At 39.5% G+C, this 20,759-nt stretch carries 15 protein-coding genes and 2 pseudogenes; 6 read left to right on the forward strand and 11 right to left on the reverse strand.

The annotated features are described in order from the left end of the window. The 3 genes and pseudogenes from M1381_05040 to miaA form a co-directional block, all read right to left on the reverse strand. A pseudogene (locus M1381_05040) lies at nucleotides 1–420 on the reverse strand (sigma-54 factor interaction domain-containing protein). A 126-nt stretch (nucleotides 421–546) separates the two neighbouring features. Beyond that, nucleotides 547–852: pseudogene (locus M1381_05045) on the reverse strand (GAF domain-containing protein). 136 nt (nucleotides 853–988) lie between these two features. After that, nucleotides 989–1,927, reverse strand: a complete 939-nt coding sequence (gene miaA / locus M1381_05050; GenBank protein ID MCL4478453.1) for a tRNA (adenosine(37)-N6)-dimethylallyltransferase MiaA — start codon at nucleotides 1,925–1,927, stop codon at nucleotides 989–991. 282 nt (nucleotides 1,928–2,209) lie between these two features. On the opposite strand from miaA, the gene M1381_05055 reads away from it, so the two are divergent. The 3 genes from M1381_05055 to M1381_05065 are packed head-to-tail and all read left to right on the forward strand — an operon-like array spanning nucleotide 2,210 to nucleotide 5,837. Further along, entirely contained in the window at nucleotides 2,210–2,800 is a 591-nt protein-coding gene (locus M1381_05055; GenBank protein ID MCL4478454.1) for a YdcF family protein, read from the forward strand. Next, on the forward strand, nucleotides 2,800–4,713 hold the full coding sequence (gene asnB / locus M1381_05060; protein ID MCL4478455.1) for an asparagine synthase (glutamine-hydrolyzing): 1,914 nt from the start codon (nucleotides 2,800–2,802) through the stop codon (nucleotides 4,711–4,713). The genes M1381_05055 and asnB overlap by 1 nt, the downstream gene beginning before the upstream one ends. Then, nucleotides 4,710–5,837 carry a DegT/DnrJ/EryC1/StrS family aminotransferase gene (locus M1381_05065; protein ID MCL4478456.1) on the forward strand — a complete coding sequence of 376 codons (1,128 nt, stop codon included), beginning with the start codon at nucleotides 4,710–4,712 and terminating at the stop codon, nucleotides 5,835–5,837. Before asnB ends, M1381_05065 begins: the two co-directional genes overlap by 4 nt. Before the next feature lie 42 nt (nucleotides 5,838–5,879). On the opposite strand, the gene thrC is transcribed toward M1381_05065, so the two are convergent. Both thrC and alaC read right to left on the reverse strand, forming a co-directional pair. Next, nucleotides 5,880–6,938 carry a threonine synthase gene (gene thrC, locus M1381_05070; GenBank protein ID MCL4478457.1) on the reverse strand — a complete coding sequence of 353 codons (1,059 nt, stop codon included), beginning with the start codon at nucleotides 6,936–6,938 and terminating at the stop codon, nucleotides 5,880–5,882. A gap of 151 nt (nucleotides 6,939–7,089) precedes the next feature. After that, nucleotides 7,090–8,268, reverse strand: coding sequence for an alanine transaminase (gene alaC / locus M1381_05075; GenBank protein ID MCL4478458.1), 1,179 nt, complete (start codon nucleotides 8,266–8,268; stop codon nucleotides 7,090–7,092). 435 nt (nucleotides 8,269–8,703) lie between these two features. On the opposite strand from alaC, the gene M1381_05080 reads away from it, so the two are divergent. Beyond that, on the forward strand, nucleotides 8,704–10,239 hold the full coding sequence (locus M1381_05080; protein ID MCL4478459.1) for a hypothetical protein: 1,536 nt from the start codon (nucleotides 8,704–8,706) through the stop codon (nucleotides 10,237–10,239). A 142-nt stretch (nucleotides 10,240–10,381) separates the two neighbouring features. Here the strand turns inward: M1381_05080 and M1381_05085 are convergent, their stop codons facing one another. The 6 genes from M1381_05085 to M1381_05110 form a co-directional block, all read right to left on the reverse strand. After that, a complete protein-coding gene (locus M1381_05085) occupies nucleotides 10,382–10,903 on the reverse strand; it encodes a hypothetical protein (GenBank protein ID MCL4478460.1) in 522 nt (173 codons plus the stop codon). 155 nt (nucleotides 10,904–11,058) lie between these two features. After that, nucleotides 11,059–12,249, reverse strand: coding sequence for a type III PLP-dependent enzyme (locus M1381_05090; protein ID MCL4478461.1), 1,191 nt, complete (start codon nucleotides 12,247–12,249; stop codon nucleotides 11,059–11,061). 3 nt (nucleotides 12,250–12,252) lie between these two features. Then, nucleotides 12,253–13,698 carry a saccharopine dehydrogenase NADP-binding domain-containing protein gene (locus tag M1381_05095; protein ID MCL4478462.1) on the reverse strand — a complete coding sequence of 482 codons (1,446 nt, stop codon included), beginning with the start codon at nucleotides 13,696–13,698 and terminating at the stop codon, nucleotides 12,253–12,255. Between the two features lie 66 nt (nucleotides 13,699–13,764). Then, nucleotides 13,765–15,159, reverse strand: coding sequence for a cellulase family glycosylhydrolase (locus tag M1381_05100; protein ID MCL4478463.1), 1,395 nt, complete (start codon nucleotides 15,157–15,159; stop codon nucleotides 13,765–13,767). A gap of 21 nt (nucleotides 15,160–15,180) precedes the next feature. After that, nucleotides 15,181–15,447, reverse strand: coding sequence for a hypothetical protein (locus M1381_05105; protein MCL4478464.1), 267 nt, complete (start codon nucleotides 15,445–15,447; stop codon nucleotides 15,181–15,183). A gap of 51 nt (nucleotides 15,448–15,498) precedes the next feature. After that, nucleotides 15,499–16,914: a radical SAM protein gene (locus M1381_05110; protein MCL4478465.1), complete on the reverse strand. Its 1,416-nt coding sequence runs from the start codon at nucleotides 16,912–16,914 to the stop codon at nucleotides 15,499–15,501. A 458-nt stretch (nucleotides 16,915–17,372) separates the two neighbouring features. Here M1381_05110 and M1381_05115 point away from each other — a divergent pair, with 458 nt between their 5' ends. Both M1381_05115 and M1381_05120 read left to right on the forward strand, forming a co-directional pair. Continuing rightward, a complete protein-coding gene (locus M1381_05115) occupies nucleotides 17,373–19,448 on the forward strand; it encodes a methyl-accepting chemotaxis protein (GenBank protein ID MCL4478466.1) in 2,076 nt (691 codons plus the stop codon). A 69-nt stretch (nucleotides 19,449–19,517) separates the two neighbouring features. Beyond that, a complete protein-coding gene (locus tag M1381_05120) occupies nucleotides 19,518–20,693 on the forward strand; it encodes a hypothetical protein (protein ID MCL4478467.1) in 1,176 nt (391 codons plus the stop codon). The last annotated feature ends 66 nt before the right edge of the window (nucleotides 20,694–20,759 follow it).

The raw sequence follows: 20,759 nt of genomic DNA on the forward strand, positions 1-20,759 counted from the left end.
TTTAAACCATGTGATCTGCCTTTCAAACTGTCTTTCCTGTAGAACTCTTAAAAGTTTTGCCTGAGTGGATGGTGTCAATTCTCCGATTTCATCAAGGAATATGGTTCCCTCGTTAGCAAATTCAAATCTTCCTTTTTTCAGCTCGTTTGCACCGGTAAAAGCGCCCCTCTCATAGCCAAACAGCTCGCTCTCTAACAATGTTTCCGGCAATGCTGCACAGTTAATTTTTACAAATGGTTTGGATGCTCTCGGGCTATGGAAATGTATCGCTTTTGCAACAAGCTCTTTACCCGTGCCGCTCTCCCCTCTTATAAGAATGGTAGCAGAGCCGACGCTCACTTTATCTATAATCTCGAATACCTCCTCTATGCGCGGACTTATACCTATTATATTTCCCGGGCGGTATTTTGATTTAAGTTCATTAAGCAACTCCATCTTCTCATGTTCCATTTCCTGACGCTGTTTCTCTATGGTTTGATTTAACTTTATAGCCAATCCTATAAGCGTTGCAATCATGGAAAGTAAATTAACATCTTCTTCAAAAGAAGTATTATCCGTAAATTGCCTTTCTGCACCAAGAACTGCAACTACCTTTTTATCTACATTAACCGGTACTGCAACAAATGAGTTCATGCCCCGCTTAAGCTCTTTACCCATTTTATTTATGAACATTGGTTCATCTTTTATATCAGGAATGACAATCGGCGTACCGCTCTTACCCACTTTACCTATTATACCCTCACCTACCTTATATCTTGCTTTCTCTTTTTCCTCGTATGACACACCATAAGAGTACTCAACCACAAACTCCTTCGTTTGCTGTTCATAGACGGCAAGCATTATCTTATTCATTTCAAGATACGATACGATTAATTTTAAAGTAGAACTAATGGATTTGTTTAAATCAATAGTGAATGCGAGCTGTTTACTTACTTCATAAAGTAAAGTAAGCTCTTTATTCTTCCTGTTAAGCCTTTCTATTGTACCTTTATGTGTCTTTGGCATATACAAACCTGTCTATCAAGCCGTCCAACCTTTGCCGATCAGTTCTTACATCTATCCATATAGCATCTTTCACGGCTTTAAACCATGTGATCTGCCTTTTTACATAAGCCTTTGTATGCTGCTTTATTAAATTTATTGCAGTATCTTTATCAAATATACCCTCAAGGTATGCTATCATTTCCTTATACCCCACTGTCTTCATTGACGGCAAATCTGCTCCATAACCATTATCTGTCAGCCACCCGGCTTCGTCTATAAGACCTCTGTTGATCATGCCATCAACCCTGTTTTCAATGGCAGAGATGTGAGCTAGTTTATCAGCATAATAAAGTACGATATACAGATAATCGTACCTTTTATCAGAAAAGCCATGCTCTTTGAGATACGTATGCATTGTTATACCAGTAGCATCAAAGATCTCAAGCGCCCTTATTATTCTATACGAGTCATTAGGCTTTATGTGTACCGAATCTTCCGGATCTACCGCCTTTAACCTGTTATAGAGAAACTTGTTACCGTAGAGCCTTTGCTCCTCTTTTAATCCATTTCGAATTTCAGGGCTGATGTAAGGCACTCCTGCAATGCCGTAAACCAATGCTTTTATGTACAGTCCTGTTCCTCCGACTATGAACGGGATAAAGCCATTATTTGAAATTGATTTTATATGTTCGTCTGCCATTTCAATATATTTAGCAACACTGAAATATTCAGACGGTGTTATAATATCTATCATATAATGTTGTATCATAGCCAATTGCTCTTTATAGGGTTTCGCGGTTCCTATATCCATATATCGATACACCTGCCTTGAATCACAATTGACGATTCTCCCATTATATTTTAAAGCAAGTTCTATGCCTATCTCGGTTTTACCCGTAGCTGTTGGCCCTGTAATAATAATGATTTTTTGCTTCTTATTCATACGGTTATACTCCCTGTGTAACTCTCCAAACTTAGCCTTCTTCCATAGATGCCCTATTACATTCTTATTATATACAAAGTCAACAGGGTGCCCGAGAATTTAAAAATTCCTGTTTTGTTATATTTAACTCATTCCAATGTCCAATGAATTTAATATATTACAAACTGGAGATTTCCAGGTTATCATATATAAATGATATTCCGTGACAGTCTTGAACCGTATAGCCTTACGAAATATAAAAGTCCATAGACTGATTTTATTATTTACTGTATAAGAATAATTATGAAACGGACAATTATTAGAGTAGCCATAGTGGCATTGTTTTTATTTATAATGCCAATTTTAAGCCTGCCGCTTATCGGCAGATTACTTTACATTTCCAGTACACCGCATAAAGCAGACACAATTATTGTTTTAAGCGGTGATTCGGAGCCATATTATCCGAGAACAGAAGAAGCTATAAAACTATTCAAACAGGGCTACGCCCCCTATATAATCTTTACAGGATATGGGTTTGGCGGAGACAGCGCAGAGTTCTTATCAAAGATAGCATTGCATTTTAAGATACCGAAAAATGCAATTCTCATAGAGCCTCATGCACAAAACACTTATGAAAATTTTTTATTTTCAAAACCCATTATTTTAAAACATGGATTTCAATCAATACTGATTGTTACATCACCGTATCATCAGTTAAGAGCTTACCTTGTTGCAAAAAAAATATTTAAAGGAACAGGCATTAAGATCTATAACTGCGCCTCAAGCAAGCCGGAATCAATTCATTACGCTGTATATGAAAGAATAAGAGAGGGCAGATTCGAATTGATGGAGTGTATAAAGATATTGGGCTATTACATGCTTGGACGGATATAATGTGCGGTATCGCAGGCATAATATTATTTGACAATAAAAAGGTAAACAAGGAGGAACTGATTGAGGCAACCGATGTACTCAAGCACAGGGGGCCTGATGCAGGGGATGTATATATTGATAATGAATCAATACCCAGGGTTGGTCTTGGGCATAGAAGATTGGCTATCATAGATTTATCCGCATCGGCGAATCAGCCAATGACAAATGAGAATAAAGATGTATGGATTGTATTTAATGGAGAGATATACAATTTTCAGAATCTAAGGGCGCAATTAGGTCATAGGCATAGCTTCGTTTCAAACAGCGATACGGAGGTGATTGTCCACCTTTATGAACAGTATGGTGAAGATGCCATTTCAATGCTTGATGGCATGTTTGCTTTTGCTATATACGATAAAAAAGCCCATAAGATTATTATTGCAAGGGACAGGACAGGCAAAAAGCCTGTTTATTATTATAAAGATTCGCACAAATTGATCTTTGGCTCTGAGATCAAGGCGGTATTAAAGTTTCTTGAAAGGCATGAGATAATTATGAATGAGCATGCGATTCCATCGTATCTCGTTTATGGCTACACAATGCCTGCACAAACCTTTTATAAGGGCATATACAGGCTTGATCCTGCACATTACATGGTAAACAAACAAAATGGAAGCCTTGTTATAAAAGAGTACTGGTCATTAAAATCCCGCATAAATGATGTCTCATCTAATCCCGTACATACATCAAAAGACGATCCCATGCTGAGATTGAAATTGGCGGATGCTGTTAAGAAAAGACTTATATCTGACGTGCCTCTCGGCGCATTTTTAAGCGGTGGTGTGGATTCAAGTATTGTAACAGGCATAATGAGTAAGTTTATGAACGAGCCTGTCAAGACATTTTCAATCGGATTTTCAGAGGACCCAGACTACGATGAAACGGCGTATGCTTATATTGTTGCAAAGAGGTTTTTGACAGATCATCATTCATTTGTTGTAACACCATCAGCGATCGATCTCATAGACAAACTTCTGTACCATTATGACGAACCTTTTGGAGATGCTTCTGCAATCCCGACATACATCGTTTCTCAGCTTACAAGGCGGTATGTTACTGTAGCTTTGAATGGGGACGGCGGTGATGAGATGTTTGCGGGCTATCAGAGGTTTATAGCGGGTTCAATGTCAGAGTCAATGCCCGGACTGCTCCGCGGCATGTTTTATGATTTTTCATTTTTAATACCTGCACAAAAAAGAGAAAGGGCAATACCTTCCCGCATAAAAAAATTCCTTAAAGAGCTCAAATACCCGTTCATACAACGCTATCTTGATTGGATCTCATACATAAGATTGGATGCAATAAATACCTTTGTTAAACCGGAACTGCTGTACAGGGATTATAAAGAGGAAATACTCTCATACTTTGGCAGCCATATTAAGGGTATTGAGCATGCAAGCCCGTTAACGCAGCTTTTGTACATAAATTTTAAAACATACCTGCCCGATGATCTGCTTATAAAAATGGATCGTATGGCAATGGCAAACAGCCTTGAAAGCAGATCACCCTTTCTTGATACAGGTTTGATCGAATATGCATTCACACTGCCCGATAAACTTAAATTAAACTTTATAAAGACGAAATATGTACTTAAGCACACATTTAAAGATATACTGCCGCGGCAAATACAACACAGGAGAAAGATGGGATTTGGTGTCCCCCTCGGTGCTTGGTTCAGAGGCAGTTTAAAAGATTATACCGCTGAATATCTTAATTCAAACACATCCGAGATATATAATTATCTAAACAGGGAAGCTGTAAATCGTTTATATGAAGAACACCAAAAAGGTATGGCTGATCATGGTTTAAAACTATGGTTGATCCTTACACTTGAATTATGGTTAAGAACATTAAAAAAAGGGAGTGAAATATGATCAAACAATTGGATCTTTCAAAACATTATGCTTTGCTTAATGACAGGATCATGCAAAGGCTGAGGCAGGTTTTTGAAACACAGCAGTTTGTACTCGGCAATTATGTAAACGAATTCGAAAAGGCATCCGAGTCTTATCTGGGTGTGAAACACGCAATAGGTGTTGCGTCGGGTTCCGATGCTATCTATCTTGCGCTTATGGCCATTGGTATCGGTAAGGGAGACAGTGTCATAACAACCCCGTTCACATTCTTTGCGACCGCATCCCAGATAGTCAGGCTGAATGCGGTTCCTGTTTTTGTGGATATAGACCCCGTAACATTCAACATCTCAATAGATGCTGTAGAAGCGGCATTAAAAAAGCATAAAAACGTAAAAGCCATATTACCCGTTCATCTCTACGGCAGATCCGCCGATATGCAGGGAATTATGAAGCTTGCAAAGAAATACAGGGTATGCGTTATTGAAGATGCCGCACAGGCTTTTGGTGCAAGGGTATCTTATGACAACGGGTATAGAAAAGCAGGGGCCATTGGCGATATCGGATGTTTCTCATTCTATCCGACCAAAAATCTCGGTGGTGCAGGTGATGGAGGCATGGTTGTAACAAACAATGATAAGTCGGCAGATCTGTTAAAAATGCTAAGGGTTCATGGTTCTGCTCAGAGGTACGTTCACAAATATTTCGGCATAAACAGCAGACTCGATGCCATTCAGGCGGTTGTGCTTTCTATAAAAATCGAGTTTATCGAGCAATGGAATCACGCGAGAATTGAGATTGCAAAACATTATAATGAGAAGTTTATATCAGAAGGATGCGGTGAAGCAGTTGGGCTGCCGGAAATGTCCGATGATCATACACACGTGTTCCATCAGTATACGATAAGGATAAAAGACCGAGATAAGGTAAGGGAAGAGCTGCTGAAAATGGGAATTGGAACAGAGGTTTATTACCCCATACCTCTTCATCAGCAGCCCGCATTTAAGTATCTTGGATATAAAAAGGGCAGTTTTAAGGAGGCAGAGCTTGCGGCGAAAGAGGTGTTAAGCCTTCCGCTGTATCCCGAATTAACCGAGGAGGATCAGCTGGAGGTTGTTAGAAAGATAAAAAGTATTTTATGCTGATTATCCAAAAAATGTCATAACTATGGAGAGGTTTTTATTGTATTAGAGCCCCATTACCTTTAGCACTTCTTCGATTGAAGGCTGAACTACAATAGGTTCATGGAATGCTTTTAAAGCGGTGTTGGGATCCTTTAGCCCATGTCCGGTAAGTGTACATACAATAAATGCATCGGGCTTAAAATAACCGCGAAGATTCATTTTTATTAATCCGGCAATAGAGGCTGCTGATGCCGGTTCACAAAACACACCCTCCATACTTGCTATAAGCTTGTACGCCTCAAGTATCTCCTTATCGGATACCATATCTATTATACCGCCCGACTCATCTCTTGCTTGTTCAGCTTTTTTCCAGCTTGCCGGATTACCTATTCTTATTGCTGTTGCAATGGTCTCTGGATTTTTTATTGGATAGCCTCTTACTATCGGTGCAGCGCCGTCCGCCTGAAAGCCGACCATTATCGGTGTTTTATCTATGTAATCTTGAAGTCTGTATTCTTTATAACCCATCCAGTATGCAGTAATATTACCCGCATTCCCTACCGGCAGGATATGGTAATCGGGTACCTTTGATAACTGTTCGCACACCTCGAATGCGGCTGTTTTTTGTCCTTCTAACCTGTAAGGGTTAAGCGAGTTTACAAGTGTTACCGGGTATTTATCCGAGATCTCTTTTACTATTTTAAGGGCATCATCAAAATTGCCCTTTATCTGTATGACTTTGGCACCATGAACAATAGCCTGGGATAGTTTACCAAGTGCTATTTTGCCTTCCGGTATAATGACATAAGCCTTCATGCCTGCCGATGCTGCATAAGCTGCTGCTGATGCAGATGTATTACCCGTTGACGCGCATATAACAGCACGTGAGTTTTGTTTTTTTGCCATTGATACGGCTAATGTCATGCCCCTGTCTTTGAATGAGCCTGTGGGATTTAAACCTTCATACTTAAGATATATATGAAGGGATGGATTAATAAAAGAGCTCAGGTTTTTTGCCTCAACAAGAGGTGTATTCCCCTCGTTTATCGTTACTATATTTTCTTCTTCTATCTCAGGCAGAAACTGTCTGTATTTTCTTATTACGCCTCTATAAATGCTCATATCATATAACCTCTTCCTCTATCCTATAATTATGTATTTCATTTTACAACCTTCAATTTGTCTATGAATCTCAAATAATATCTTGTTTTTATGTAACCGATGTCAATGGTTTTAAGACTTTTTTATTTGAAGAAACACCATTTTCCATACTTTATAATACCCTTTTTATCCCCCTTACAGCCTGCTGTATACGTTCTTCGTTCTCAATAAGTGAAAATCTGACATATCCTTCTCCATAATCTCCGAACCCTATACCCGGGGAGGCTGCAACTTTTCCTTCGGTCAAAAGTAATTTAGAGAACTCGAGTGAACCTAACGACCTGTGTTGTTCAGGGATTTGAGCCCACACAAACATTGTAGCCTTTGGTTTCTCAACATGCCATCCTATTCTCTCCAGCCCGCTTATAAGAGTATCTCTACGGATTTTATAGGTATTGGCAATTTCTTTAACAGGCTCATAAGGCCCGTTTAATGCTGCGATTGCAGCTATTTGAATGGGCTGAAACATTCCATAATCAAGATAGCTCTTTATCCTGGATAAAGCATATATCATCTTCTGATTACCTACTGCAAAACCAACCCTCCAGCCCGGCATGTTATAACTTTTTGATAATGAAAAAAATTCAACTGCTATGTCTTTTGCACCTGCTATCTCAAGTATGCTTGGTGCCTTATAACCATCAAAAACAAGATCAGCGTAAGCCAGATCATGAATCACATAAAACTTATTTTCTTTTGCAAAAGAAATAACCTTTGCAAAAAACGCAAGATCTACAACTGCAGTGGTAGGGTTGTTAGGGAAAGATATGATAAGCAGCTTTGGCTTTGGCCAATTATTCTTTATCACTTTTTCAAGCTCATCAAAGAATGTCTGATCTGAAGAAAGAGGAATCGACCTGACGTCCCCTCCTGCGATAATAACAGAGTATGGATGTATCGGGTATGCAGGCCCTGGAACTATTGCGACATCACCTTTATCAATCATGGCGAGCATAAGATGGGCAATGCCTTCTTTCGCACCAAGTGTAACGATTGCCTCTGTTTCCGGATCGAAGTTTAGATTATAATTGCGTTTGTACCAGTCGCATATAGCGAGTCTAAGCTTAGCAATGCCTCTTGAAACAGAATACCTGTGATTCTTTCCATTCTGTGCTGCTTCGATCAACTTGCTGACGATGTACTTTGGCGTTGGTTGATCGGGATTACCCATACCAAGATCAATAATATCTTCTCCGGCATGTCTTGCCTTCATCTTTAACTCGTTAACTATATTAAACACATAGTACGGCAGCCTTGTTATTCTTGGAAAATCGTCAGTATCTATTTCCATTCAAAATCCTCCATAATTTATTTAACCAAAAATATAATCGGAATACAATAATTTTTGAAGGTTAAAGGTTAGATGACTATGAAGGTTTTCTCTACGTCCTCATTCCGGTTTATGAACGGATAAAAGGTGCCTTCAGGAACAGGGTGTTTGTCTATGCCTTTTCAACTTCTGTTCTGTTTATTGTATTTGCATCATTGAACTCCATTTAATCCTATTTGTTGTTTCAACCATTCTATTGCTCCGGGGGCTTTTTTCATTCTGATAGAAATCCATTTGAATAACAGTACGCCTCATCTCCACCATTATTCAAACTTCCTCATTGTATTATTTGGGTTCATTGTTTTACAGTAATACAGCCGGTGACGGGAAAGATTTTAACATTCCTTGACAGTTGAATATTTCTTATAATAATAATCTTAATAAAGGAGGAAGGCTATGAAAAATTTAAAAAAAGTTATGTTTCTCGCAGTAGCGTTTTCATCTTTGATAGGTCTCTTGTTTATCGCAAAACCGTCTTTTGCAGATCTTAAGGCGTCCAATTTTGAATTCGGTGGTTACTACAGGGTAAGGCAGATTTATTATCATAATATAGCGACTCGGAACTCTGAGAATACCTCATATTTTATCCAGCGATTTCGTCTTGATCCAATACTAAATGTGAATGAAGATATAAGCATACATGCGCAGATAGACATGCTTGATAATGTATTATGGGGAGATAATACTCAGGTGGATCTTGGTAATTCAGTGTACAGCGGTAATCCAAGCAACACCTCTGCTTATTATTACCCTTCGGTTACAACACCCGATGGTACAGCACTTCTGAATATTAATCTTACAAGGGCATGGCTTGAGTATCATTCACCGATTGGTAATTTCTCGATCGGCCGTATGCCATTAGGATTTGGACTCGGGGTAAATTACAATGATGGTGATGGTTTTAAAAATGAATGGGGTGATGCATACTACGGCAACACAGCGGACCAAATACAGTTTGCAACAATGCCAATGGGTAAAGATGGACCGCTCGTAACAGTACTTGATTATGCAAAGATGAAATCGGGCAATATAAACAATCCTTATGACGATGAGGATTGGTACATGTTTATTCCCGGTTATAAGACAAAAAACTATACGGTGTTTTTACTGCTGCTCAATATAGAACAGAATCTTTATAAGAAGAATATAAACTATGCAGAACTGTATGCTGATCTAAAGCCTACAGAGCATTTAAAGTTACTCGCGGATTATTTCTATATGAGTGGATCTCTCATGCCGTTTACAGCAGGCAGCACTGGAGCATCAGCTTTACAACAGCAATTAGGGACTTCCACATTAACCGTAAAGGATGCACAGGGCGGAGTATTGAGAGGCATATACACGCAAAACCCGCTTGATTATATTTTGGAAATCGGTTTCTCTCCTGCAAATGGAACAAAACCAGATTATATAGAGACGTACCCGTTCAGCAATGATTACAACTCAAGCTTAATCCTGTTCAACAACACAGGACTTGCGGGCCCGAACTCATTTCCAAATCCAACGATCTCAACACTTAGTGCGGTGGGTGGTCTAAACAACCCTCAAACTTCTATTCCACCACAATCAGTTTTGAAGGATGATTTTACATATTTTGCGCCTATGGTAAAATTTGTACCTGCTGATTTCTTTAATGCAAAGCTTCAGCTCATGTATGCTGAAACAAACGATTTTACAAACTACTCTCCAGCAGGTTTAGCTTGGTTGGCAACCAACAGGCAAGGTCCACCTCCAGCAGTTAAGCTTGCAAGGGACCTCGGGTATGAGGCAGACCTTGGTGTGGATTTCACATTATCACAAAAGTTTATTTTCGGCTTCGAGACAGGCTATTTGATTCCAGGTCATGTATTTGACTATACAAACAGTGCAGGACAGACCAAGAGTGCGGACGGCGTATTCGCGTTTGAAACAAGATTTACAGTATTGCTCTAAACGGATTATAACAAATAGCTATTTAAAAGGCATCCTGCTTAAAGCAGGATGCCTTTTTTTAGGTTTAATCATCAGGCGATATAGCCCGCATCATGCAATAAGAAAGTTTGTCCGCTTATACGAGATTCATACTTTAAAATGATCATTGATTATGTGGAGACGACACAGGATTAGCAGGTACACTATTGGGAGCTACAAAATATTTGAACCCGGGCCTAACCTCCGGATGACAGATTTCGCCCCCAAGGTTTCCTGTCCATGCTATAAAACCTATAGCAATAACTGATAGGATGATAAGGCTGTTAAATAGCCATGGTAAAAGCCTTTTTTTTCTGCGCATAAATTCCAATTCAACAATGGATGCGGCACCGATCACTTCAATGGTTATGAGTGAACCAGTTGCCGCATCACAATGCGGATCAATATACTTGTTATCCACGTTGGAAAGGTGTAAAGGCTTTATACTATCTTCCGCCATCTGTCCTGCTACGTATGTAGGAATTGTCATCAAGGCAATTAGTACAAAGAACCCGAGACTAACCTTTTTAACATCATTATTTTTCATCAATAACCCTGCCGAGAACAGTAAAAACCCAAAAAATACGCCTGCAATAGGAAAATGGATCAACATCAAATGCAGGTGCATCCAGTTTATGTGTGGCATTTTTTCTCCTTTTTAAAAGAAATTATTTGATCATATTTTCTGAGGGAATATAATCTTAAAATAATGTTTTATCAAGAATAAAGATTTGTTGTGTGATAGCCTGATGTAAACTTATTACGGGTGGTCTAATTTTATAACTGGGGGGTAAACCGGATTTATAGATTAATATGGATGACCTTTGCGGGAGGCATTCCGTTGAAATTTGTTGAAGAGGCTGTTGTATAAGCGCCCATGTTTTCCGTATAAACGAGATCTCCGTCGTTTAAACTGGGCAGGAAAATCTTTCCTGTATTGTGAATGTATTCATTCTCCGAGAGGGTATCCAATCCGTCACACGTCGGACCAAACAACCTGCATTCTTTGGGTTCACCGTCTTTAACCGCTCTTACCGTTATTGGAATATGATCATAAATTAATGCGGAAAAGGTATGATACACCCCATCATCTATATAATACGAAAAAGGATTTGTTGAGTGTTTCGCCAGTACGACACCCGCAACCTCTGTTCCCGCATTTGCAACTAAAAATCTTCCAGGTTCTGCGAGCAGTAATACTTTATCTTTTGAAAACAATCTATCAATCTCTTTATTTATTATATTGGCCAGTCCTTCAAAAGACTGCTCATCCCCGTTGTATTTTACCGGGAAACCTCCTCCAATATCCACAATCTTTATAGGATATCCCTTTGTTACGGTCTCTCCAATCGCATAACCTTTTGATTCCGCTTCCTTGAAGATTTCAGAAATAGTTCTTAACGCCCTTACAAAATTCTTTGGCTGATTGCACTGGCTCCCTGCATGAAAACTTATTCCCTCAACGGTCATGCCGTCTTCTATTGTCTTTTTTATCAAGTCTATGGCTTGTTCCGGTTCAATTCCGAATTTATTGGAGAATTTTACGACAGAACCTTCGTCCGATATTTTTATCCTCAATAATAGCCCGGCATCCGGAGAGTGTATTTTTATCTTTTTCATTTCTTCGATACTGTCATAGGTTAAGAGCGGTTTGTATAAATTTAAAACGTGCAGTGAATCCTGGTTTTTTACGGGATTTGCATAGATGATATTGTTCCAGATAAAATTCTGCAGCTCTCTCGGCTCAAGATGTTTTACCAGATCAAAAATCAAGTTAAATTCATTGAGAGAAGCAACATCAAAGCTTGAACCGAGTTTCAATAATGTTTTTATTATTTCAGGGTCGGAGTTTGCCTTTATTGCATAATAAATCTGGACCCTGGGGAGTCTTTCCCTGAATTCCAGATAGTTTTTTCTTATCTGCTCGTGATCTATTATCAGGAGTGGAGTCCCGTTCTCCTGAGCCAACTTTTTAATAGTTTTTCTATCCATGTTTCAAGGCAGAGTTCTAAAGCATTCGAATTGCCACGGATCTCCGTCTACACTATGACTCTGGTTTTCTTTAAAGAAGATAGTCCTGCTTTTCAGAGGATTCCAGTCATATGGCATTGAGTGCAGTTCGCCGAGATAAGGCTTTGCTATGGTTAAGATATAATCATGAGGAATATCATCCGGAATAAGAATTCCCCTCCTGGGATTTTCGATCATGTACCTTACCGCTGAAACAACCCCGGCTGCCACCTGAAGAGTTGTTGCGTTCTGTCCCGGTGCGAGTCTTCTTGTTTCTCCAATGCTTAAGATTGAACCTGTCCACCATGAATTGTAGAGATGACCCATTAACAATGCCCCCAGGATATCCTTACCTGAGATAATCTCATCGGTCATTATTCTCAATTTTGGCTGTAATTCATAATTCCTTGCCCTTAATTCAGCAAGTGACACTATTGCCTCATGGCAGGGCATATAGGCATAATGTACTGTCGGTCTGTAGATTGGATTACCCTCTTTATCACGGACGGTCAGCCTGTCTGAAATTCCAAATGCCTCTCCATGTCTTATTATCATACCTTCAATCGGTCCAACTTCAGGCACAAACGATTTAATACTCGTGTTCATTCCCATCTGAGCCACGAATATCTGGTTTTTTGGACCATACGGCGCTTCAAATGCAAGCGGCGGAAGCTTTTTTTCATGAGTTCCCCAGCCCATTTCAGCCGGTGCTATACCTTCCTCTCTAAAACCCTCTATACTCCAGGTATTCACAAATTCATCAACCTCTTTCGGCCTATTCGTTATTTGTGTGTCTCTTTCGCTGCAATGAATTACCTTGACTCCGAGTACCCGTGCTAAATTGGGGAAATCTTTCGCTTTTTTATAGCTTGATAATTCTTCAAGCAATACCCCTGAAAACTTTTTATCTTTCACAATCTCATCTGCGATATCGATTAATCCTTGTTTTGTAAAGTGAGAAATTAATCCCGGATTTGCTCCATGGTCCAGAATTGCCGTTGCGGAATCCCCGAATTCGTTTTTCAGCTCTTTTATCTTCATCTGCCTCCGGTAAAGGGTTTTTTCAAAAATATCCTGGTTTTTATAGGGGTCCCATAATTCAATAGAGGTATCTACGTACAGTGCATTATTATTATGACACCATGTTAATGTGTCTGCCGTTTCTATATTCCATGCCAGATCAACAATTAACCCGTTTTTACCTGCATAGGTATCCAAAACCGATGTCAGATTTTCAGGCGTTATTTTTTTATGCACAAATTTTATTCCTGTGTCTGTAAATGATTTCAACTTAGAAGATTTATCCGCAAAGTCAATAATGGTTATTTTTCCCCTCGGTACATCTATGTGGTCGAGAAGGATTGGAAGTGTGCATTGAGAAACAGCACCATACCCCATGATTAAAATGTTATTGCTGAAGTTTAATTTCATAAATTATTTATCTGCAATGAATATAAAAGTGTTTCTATTAAGTCAATGTTTTTTTTAATGATGTAGCTATATCGCAGGGATAATCTGGATCCAGTGCTTCTGCACGCTGCCAGTGGTTGTAAAATATAGCTCGTTTGAGGAGGTATCCGTATTATAAATGCCGTCACTGATCTGAACAGAAATACCTGTTTGATAAACCTCCGGAGGTATGTATATAACCGTTGGTGCAGTAATGCCATTTTCGTTAAATTCCAGTCTGAAATCTTCTGTAGCCGGACTGAAGTTTATTAGTGTAGGGATACCTGCTATTGCCATCGGGTAAGGTCTTATAAGAGCGTTTACATAAGGTTTTTGACTCATGTCGGGGTTAACAAGGCTGGCGCCTTCATTATTCCATGTATCCTTTACTGCATAGTCCCAGATTGTTCCTCCCATCAGATGTTTGTCCAGCATGTTATAGTAGCTCTGAATCACAATGTCTGTGGCTCCGCCGAACTCACCGAGTATGACAGGTGTGCCGAGCTGCTGTGCCTTTTGCTGAACAAGTGTTAAAGCCTGATCAATGCTGTTTGTAATCGCAGCCCCTGTTAAGGTTCCCGGAACATAGTAATGAGGTGCATAAACAATATTTGAATCGTATAGCTTCGGAAAGTTACTCTGCTGCCCAAGATCGCCGTAAAATACATAAGGCTCAAAAAAGATTATAGCGCCCGGGTCCACCGGTCTTATAGCGTCAATGACCTTCTGATAAAATGGAGCAAGATAATCCTGCTCAAAAGTTGAAACAGTAAAATATCCATTCCACGGCTCATTGAATATCTCATAGCCTACAACCATATTGTTGTTCTTGAATTTACTGGCAATCAATTTGAACGCATTGATAAAATGCGACTGCAAAGTAGTATCCGTCCAGAACCTGGTAAATGACTGCATAACGGGTGGTGACAGATAGTTCAAAAACCAGTTTTGCCCGCATGAAGGGTAAGGTACAGAAAGTTGAGAAGGGTCACCTGTTGCAGCCCATTGAGGTGCTCCGTCTCCGCAGAATCCCCTTGTAAAAAGGTCCTGGTGCATATCAATAAAGACATATATGCCCTTTGATGTAAGCCAGTTTACACGCTGGCTCATATCGTCAAGATATGCCGTATTGTAAACACCTTCTGTCGGTTCAAGTGCCTCCCACACTGTGACGTATCTTACGAAATTCATTCCCCAGTTTTTGATCTGTTGAGCACTTGTTTCTGATGTAAACGGTATGAACGGAGGTATCTTGCTGTCACCTCCTGCATTTATGCCTCTTAAGATAACAACCCTACCGTATTGATCCTTAAGCCATTGACCATCGGTATGCAGTGCTTTTGCAGCAGCAGATTTCCCGCTGCCGCTGCAGCCTGAGAATACGGCTGCAGAAAAGAGTGCAACGGTTATCACAACAAATCTGTTAAGCATATCTTTATCCATTGAATCCCTTTTACCACTGCTCTACCAGCCTGTCAATTCTATGCAGGAGTCCATACCGGCCTCAGCAGTACCTGTCCGCTCAATAAAGAACCCTAAATCAACCAAAGTACAAAATGCAGGGAAAAGGCAATTAAGCTCCCCAAAAGCAGGCGTCTGGTATATGTTATACCAGAGTATGTGGGCATACATTCTAAGGATTACCGCTATTGCAGGAATGACAACGTAAACCGCTTTACCCTGCGTAAACATCGAAGAAATCTTTTGATTATAAGTGGCAGAGATGTTCATATTGCCCGTATATTATTTTATTGTTAATTTTAACAACCAAAATCTTTCTTTTTATTTTATCATATCCTTCTTTATCCTGTCACCAAACATATTTATGTAATCCTCTACCGTGCCATTTCCTATATGATGCTCGGTCCCCGTTTCTTTTGGTCCTTTATATTCAGTATCCCATGATTCCTGAGCTATCTTGCTATATTCTCTTGCATATTTATCAAGACTGGGGCCAAGAGTCGTTACCGTCTCCCATCCTCCGCCCTGTGAAGGTACCGCACCTGAAGAGGCTACTACATCCCTGAGCACCTGCGGTCTATCAATAACCATGCATGGCATTAAGAGGTTTGTATACTCTTCCTGTCTCTTCCTTATTGTTGTAAACAGAGGCGAACGGAGTATATCGATTACTTTATTGTCTACAATACTGTCCGTATGATACTGGACAAAGACGCACGGATCTACATGACCGCTTGCTGTAACATGAAAATAACCCCTTCCTCCGGCAAGGCATGCATGGCCGTCTGAACCCGCAACCGTTCCGTCCATCCAGAAATCAATAATAGGCAGTTGTCTTGTTTTTCTCAACTCACGAATCCTTTTGCCGCGGTAGTATCTTTGCTGTGGTGTAGGCATTAAATCTATATCAGGGGATCTCCCAATAGGCATATAGTTAAAATACCAGCCTACGTAACATCCCTTTTTCTCAAAAAAGTCTACAAACTCATCACTTACAATGAGTTCGTTATTCTCTTTCGTTGCGGTGGCAGAAAAGCCATAAAGTCCGCCGAGCCCTCTTAATTCGTCCATAAGTGACATAACAGTATTAAATGCACCTTTGCCTCTCCTCGCGTCTGTCTGCTCTTCAAAACCCTCTACGGAAAAACAGGGGATTATATTCCCGAGTTTTACTATATCCTTTGCAAGATCATCCTTCTCTATATAAACACCGTTTGTGTAAACCTGAAAGATCATATCGTTGTGCTTCTCAAAGATCTTCATCATATCTTTTCGTATAAACGGCTCTCCACCGGTAATTACGGCAAAATACATACCGTACTCTTTACTCTCAGTCAGAACCCTATCTATCGTATTAAAATCAAGTACGTCATCCTGCGTATAGTTTGCTGAATAACAGCCATAGCATTTTAGATTGCATCTGAAAGTCGGGCTGATCACCGGAAGCGAAGGTGGTATAAATCCATACTCTTTTATGAATTTATCTATTTTTTCGGAGGCAAATAACATGGCATTCCCAAACAGGTTTTCTGTAAATCTTTTCTTGACAGTAGGTGCAAGGCGTTTATATTGCCGCTTAAAGTTAAGGAGCAGTAGATTTATAAAATCTCTTGCATCGGGATACTTAATTAGATCCACCTTTGATTTTACAATTGATAGGAACATCCTGTCCGGTATATGCGCGGCCACATTCGTTAATCCGTTTAAAAGACTTCTGTTCAGTTTCGTGTTCTTCATATAAACCTCCTGAAGTTAATTTTAATATTATACGGTTAGGCATTGATCAGATATAGCTTATACAATTTTTCGTCCTTTTTGGCTCCAGTCCGTTGAGCACAATCTATTCTGAATAAATATCATTATCAATATATATCTTTGTTATGTAATTGTCAAGAATAAGGGTTGGGGCCGCAATTGGTCAGGCGTATACACGGAGACAAAGAGTTTGAACCAGCTGGAAATAGCGGAACAAAACTTTTAGTTTGTCAAGAATCCATAAGCTTTCATCTCCGTGATTGAAGATTTAGAAAAATTCCCAGATGGCTAAGTGCAGGGGCTAAAAAAGCTTGTACGGTTACAGAGGCAGGAGTATTTAGAGCTCTTTCGTGAAAGTGCTTTTCGATACCAATATCATTGATAAACTTGATTATATGAGTCTTAATGGTGTATGAAGGTATAAAAAGGAGGTCTTTAAAGTGTTTAGTATCAATATAAGACTTAAAATAACTTTACTCATAGCAGGAATATTATTTATACTTGAAGCCACTCAATTAATCTTTAACTGGTACGGCTTAAAATCCGGTTTCTATGATAATATTACGAAACAGGCTGCAAGTGTTACAAGTATGGAGTCATCATATCTGTCCTATCAATTGGCAACTCAGTTCACATCCGGAACGGTTCCGCATATATCTGGAGAATCACTATCTGAGGTAAAAAAACTCGTACAGGGGCTACAGAGCGTTTATGTCCTTACGCAGAGCGGGGAGATAATAGGTTCATACAGTGAAAACGGACGGGCTGAAATAGTTCCACAGAATGTTTTGAACTATATACAAAAAAAACATGCAGCCAAAGGTACTATCAGTGGAATGAGACACAAGTATTTTATAAATTCCATTCCAACCAATCCAGTTAGTTATGTAGCAATTGTCTTGTCTTATTCAGATCTAAGCAATGTGTTATGGAAGGATTTTAGGCATAATGTCTGGATTTCCATCATCATCTATTTTATAGTTATCTTTATCACATACTTTTCTATATACATAATTACCAGACCTGCGCTAAAACTGCTCTCACACACAAGACAGGTTGGGAGTGGAGAATTGACGCACCTTGCGAGAATTTATTCGAATGACGAGTTTGGAATGCTAACAAAGGCTTTTAATGAAACAACTTCAAAATTAAAAGAAGTTATAATAAAAATAAAAGACGTAACAAAAGAGGTCATTGATATTTCCTCATCCCTTTCGGACACATACAATGGACTTGAAAAAAGTTATAATAAGGAGATATCGGGACTAAAACTTGCGTTTAATGCAATAAATTCCGTTATGACAGGCATAGACAATATAGCAAATACGATGGAAGGGATTGTCGGTCAATATTCTGATATTAATGCTGCATTAAACGAATTTATGAGTTCAATCGGAGAGGTTGATAATTCTACGGAAAAATTAACGGTATCTGTAGGCGACATATCCGTTTCTATTGAAGAAATAGCAAGCTCTATTAAAGAAGTATCAAATAACGCCGGTGAGCTGTCAAAATATATTGAAGAATCAACAGCATCTATGAATCAGATGCGGAGTGCGGTAAAAGATATAAGTGAATCTTCAATACACAGTGCAAACCTTTCGGAAACCGTTAAAAATGAAGCCATAGATGGTTTAAAATCAGCTGATGAAACATTGAAAGGTATAGGTAAGATAAAGCAGGCAACAGACGGCATCGTGGCATCCATCAATTCGCTTGTTCAGGGTTCTAATCAAATAATGGATGTACTCGATGGTATAAATCAAATCGCGGATAAAACAAATCTTCTTGCACTTAATGCAGCGATAATAGCAAATCAGGCAGGAGAACACGGTAAAGGTTTTGCCGTAGTAGCCCAGGAGATAAATGATCTTGCGGAAAGAACAAAACTTTCTACAACGGAAATAGACAGGATAATAAAATCCATAAATGTAGAAATGCAAAAGGCTAAAATTGCCGCTGATACAGATATCAAATCAGTGGATGACGGAATCAATCTGACAAAAACGACACATAGTAAATTAACCATAATAAAACAAAGCTCACAGGATGCAGGAGCAATGGCTTTATCAATAGCAAGGATGGTAAAAGAACAATCGATTGGTATAAACACTATTGCAGAAGCGCAGGAGATGATCTCAAAGGTTTCAAAACAAATACTCTCTGCAATGAATGATCAGGTAAGCGGCACAACTCAGATCAATCAAACGATAGAGGGTATAAAACAACTGACAAATAAACTACATATAGCGACTTCTGAGCAAACAAGAACCATTCAGCAGATAACAAAAAATGCGGATACCACAATGCATTCTATTACAAGCGTTAATCAAACACTTGGTATGCAGAAGCAGGAAAACAAAACAGCAGTGGACACAATCGAGAATAGTCTTAAGATTATAGAAGAAAATATCTCTATGTTGAATCACACAAAATCTCTCCTTATAAATCTAAGAGAAAGGCTTTCATACCTAAGTGAAGGGGTTGATTGGTTCAGGCTTGATAAGACAAATTAAACATATTGACTTTTACATTTTGTGTGATATAATATAAAAATAAATCACTAAAAAAAGGAGGAAAATGTAATGAAAAAGTTATTTATTATCTTAAGTGTTTTGTTTATGGGAGGAATGCTTTTCGGCTGCGGCACAACCAATCAGGCCAGTACCCCTACCACAGCTGTTCAGCAGTATAACATTACCGGGACACTTCAGGGAACGATCATGGATGCTCTTACCGGTGCAGCCATAGGAGGCGGGAATCTTCAGTTATTTTTAATTCAAGGTACATCAACCCGCACACCGAACAAGCTGATCACGGATACTAATAATCCACTCGCTGGTGAATATGCTTTTAGCAATATTCCGGTTGATATAGTTAATGGAGATACTGTTTATCAACTTGTTGTTATCAAGCCTGGATATCAGGAGTTTGATGCTGATGTGGAATTGAGCGCCAATTCAGCCGTAGTCCCTATTGTTGATAGTGTAATTAACGAAATAGGAAATATCTATCTCTTCCCTCTCGGTTCATCTGCTGGTAATTTAACCATTTCTGTACTCGATCCTTACGGCGTACCGATCCCGAATGCAAACGTTCTCTTAAAGCAGAACGTAACCAATAACAGTACAACCGCTAATACCGGTGACAGGCTTGTTCCTTCGGGCGGGTTGTATCCGGAGTTGAATGCAACTACCAATGCAGCAGGATTGGCAACATTTAGCAGCGGAACCTTGACCCTTGGCGGTAATTACAATGCGGTGGTACCTGCCATGACATTCAATGGTGAGCAGCTTGAAACGACTCCATCTGCAGTGTTTTTCATCGGAACATCTTCAACAACTCAAGTCGTGACCATGCTGTCTGCTTATGATACGCTTTACGCAGTTTCTGCATCGAACTCGGTATCCGGACAGATTACAGCCAACGGTGTGCTTGTCATAACGTTTAACCAGCCCATTATTCTTAGCACGACTACCTTTAACGTAACGCTATCAGCCGGCTCTGGCGGTGTCCTCGGTTCGGCTACAGTAACCGGAGTTCTATCCAACAATAATACAACTCTGACACTTACCCCGAGTATCACAACTCCACCTACTGCAAAGGGTGCGTCTATTATCTACACATACGGCGGGAGAATAACATTGCAGAATTCGCAGAAGTTGACTCCGTATACCTTATTTACAGGCGGCGCCAATGATGTAAAAAACATAACCACCAATACAGCAGTCAGCGGTGATGTACAGTTAACGAGTTACTGAGAGCTATAAGCTAAATTTTAGTATTAAAGCCCCGTCAAATACGGGGCTTTTTTTTATTGAAAAATA

This window comes from Deltaproteobacteria bacterium, assembly GCA_023382265.1.
Classification (GTDB): Bacteria; JAMCPX01; JAMCPX01; order JAMCPX01; family JAMCPX01; genus JAMCPX01.

Bases quoted from the DNA above. Each gene is read 5' to 3' on its own strand.
- miaA (MCL4478453.1), bottom strand. From the start codon at position 1,927: ATGAATAAGAAGCAAAAAATCATTATTATTACAGGGCCAACAGCTACG.
- M1381_05055 (MCL4478454.1), top strand. From the start codon at position 2,210: ATGAAACGGACAATTATTAGAGTAGCCATAGTGGCATTGTTTTTATTT.
- asnB (MCL4478455.1), top strand. From the start codon at position 2,800: ATGTGCGGTATCGCAGGCATAATATTATTTGACAATAAAAAGGTAAAC.
- M1381_05065 (MCL4478456.1), top strand. From the start codon at position 4,710: ATGATCAAACAATTGGATCTTTCAAAACATTATGCTTTGCTTAATGAC.
- thrC (MCL4478457.1), bottom strand. From the start codon at position 6,938: ATGAGCATTTATAGAGGCGTAATAAGAAAATACAGACAGTTTCTGCCT.
- alaC (MCL4478458.1), bottom strand. From the start codon at position 8,268: ATGGAAATAGATACTGACGATTTTCCAAGAATAACAAGGCTGCCGTAC.
- M1381_05080 (MCL4478459.1), top strand. From the start codon at position 8,704: ATGAAAAATTTAAAAAAAGTTATGTTTCTCGCAGTAGCGTTTTCATCT.
- M1381_05085 (MCL4478460.1), bottom strand. From the start codon at position 10,903: ATGCCACACATAAACTGGATGCACCTGCATTTGATGTTGATCCATTTT.
- M1381_05090 (MCL4478461.1), bottom strand. From the start codon at position 12,249: ATGGATAGAAAAACTATTAAAAAGTTGGCTCAGGAGAACGGGACTCCA.
- M1381_05095 (MCL4478462.1), bottom strand. From the start codon at position 13,698: ATGAAATTAAACTTCAGCAATAACATTTTAATCATGGGGTATGGTGCT.
- M1381_05100 (MCL4478463.1), bottom strand. From the start codon at position 15,159: ATGGATAAAGATATGCTTAACAGATTTGTTGTGATAACCGTTGCACTC.
- M1381_05105 (MCL4478464.1), bottom strand. From the start codon at position 15,447: ATGAACATCTCTGCCACTTATAATCAAAAGATTTCTTCGATGTTTACG.
- M1381_05110 (MCL4478465.1), bottom strand. From the start codon at position 16,914: ATGAAGAACACGAAACTGAACAGAAGTCTTTTAAACGGATTAACGAAT.
- M1381_05120 (MCL4478467.1), top strand. From the start codon at position 19,518: ATGAAAAAGTTATTTATTATCTTAAGTGTTTTGTTTATGGGAGGAATG.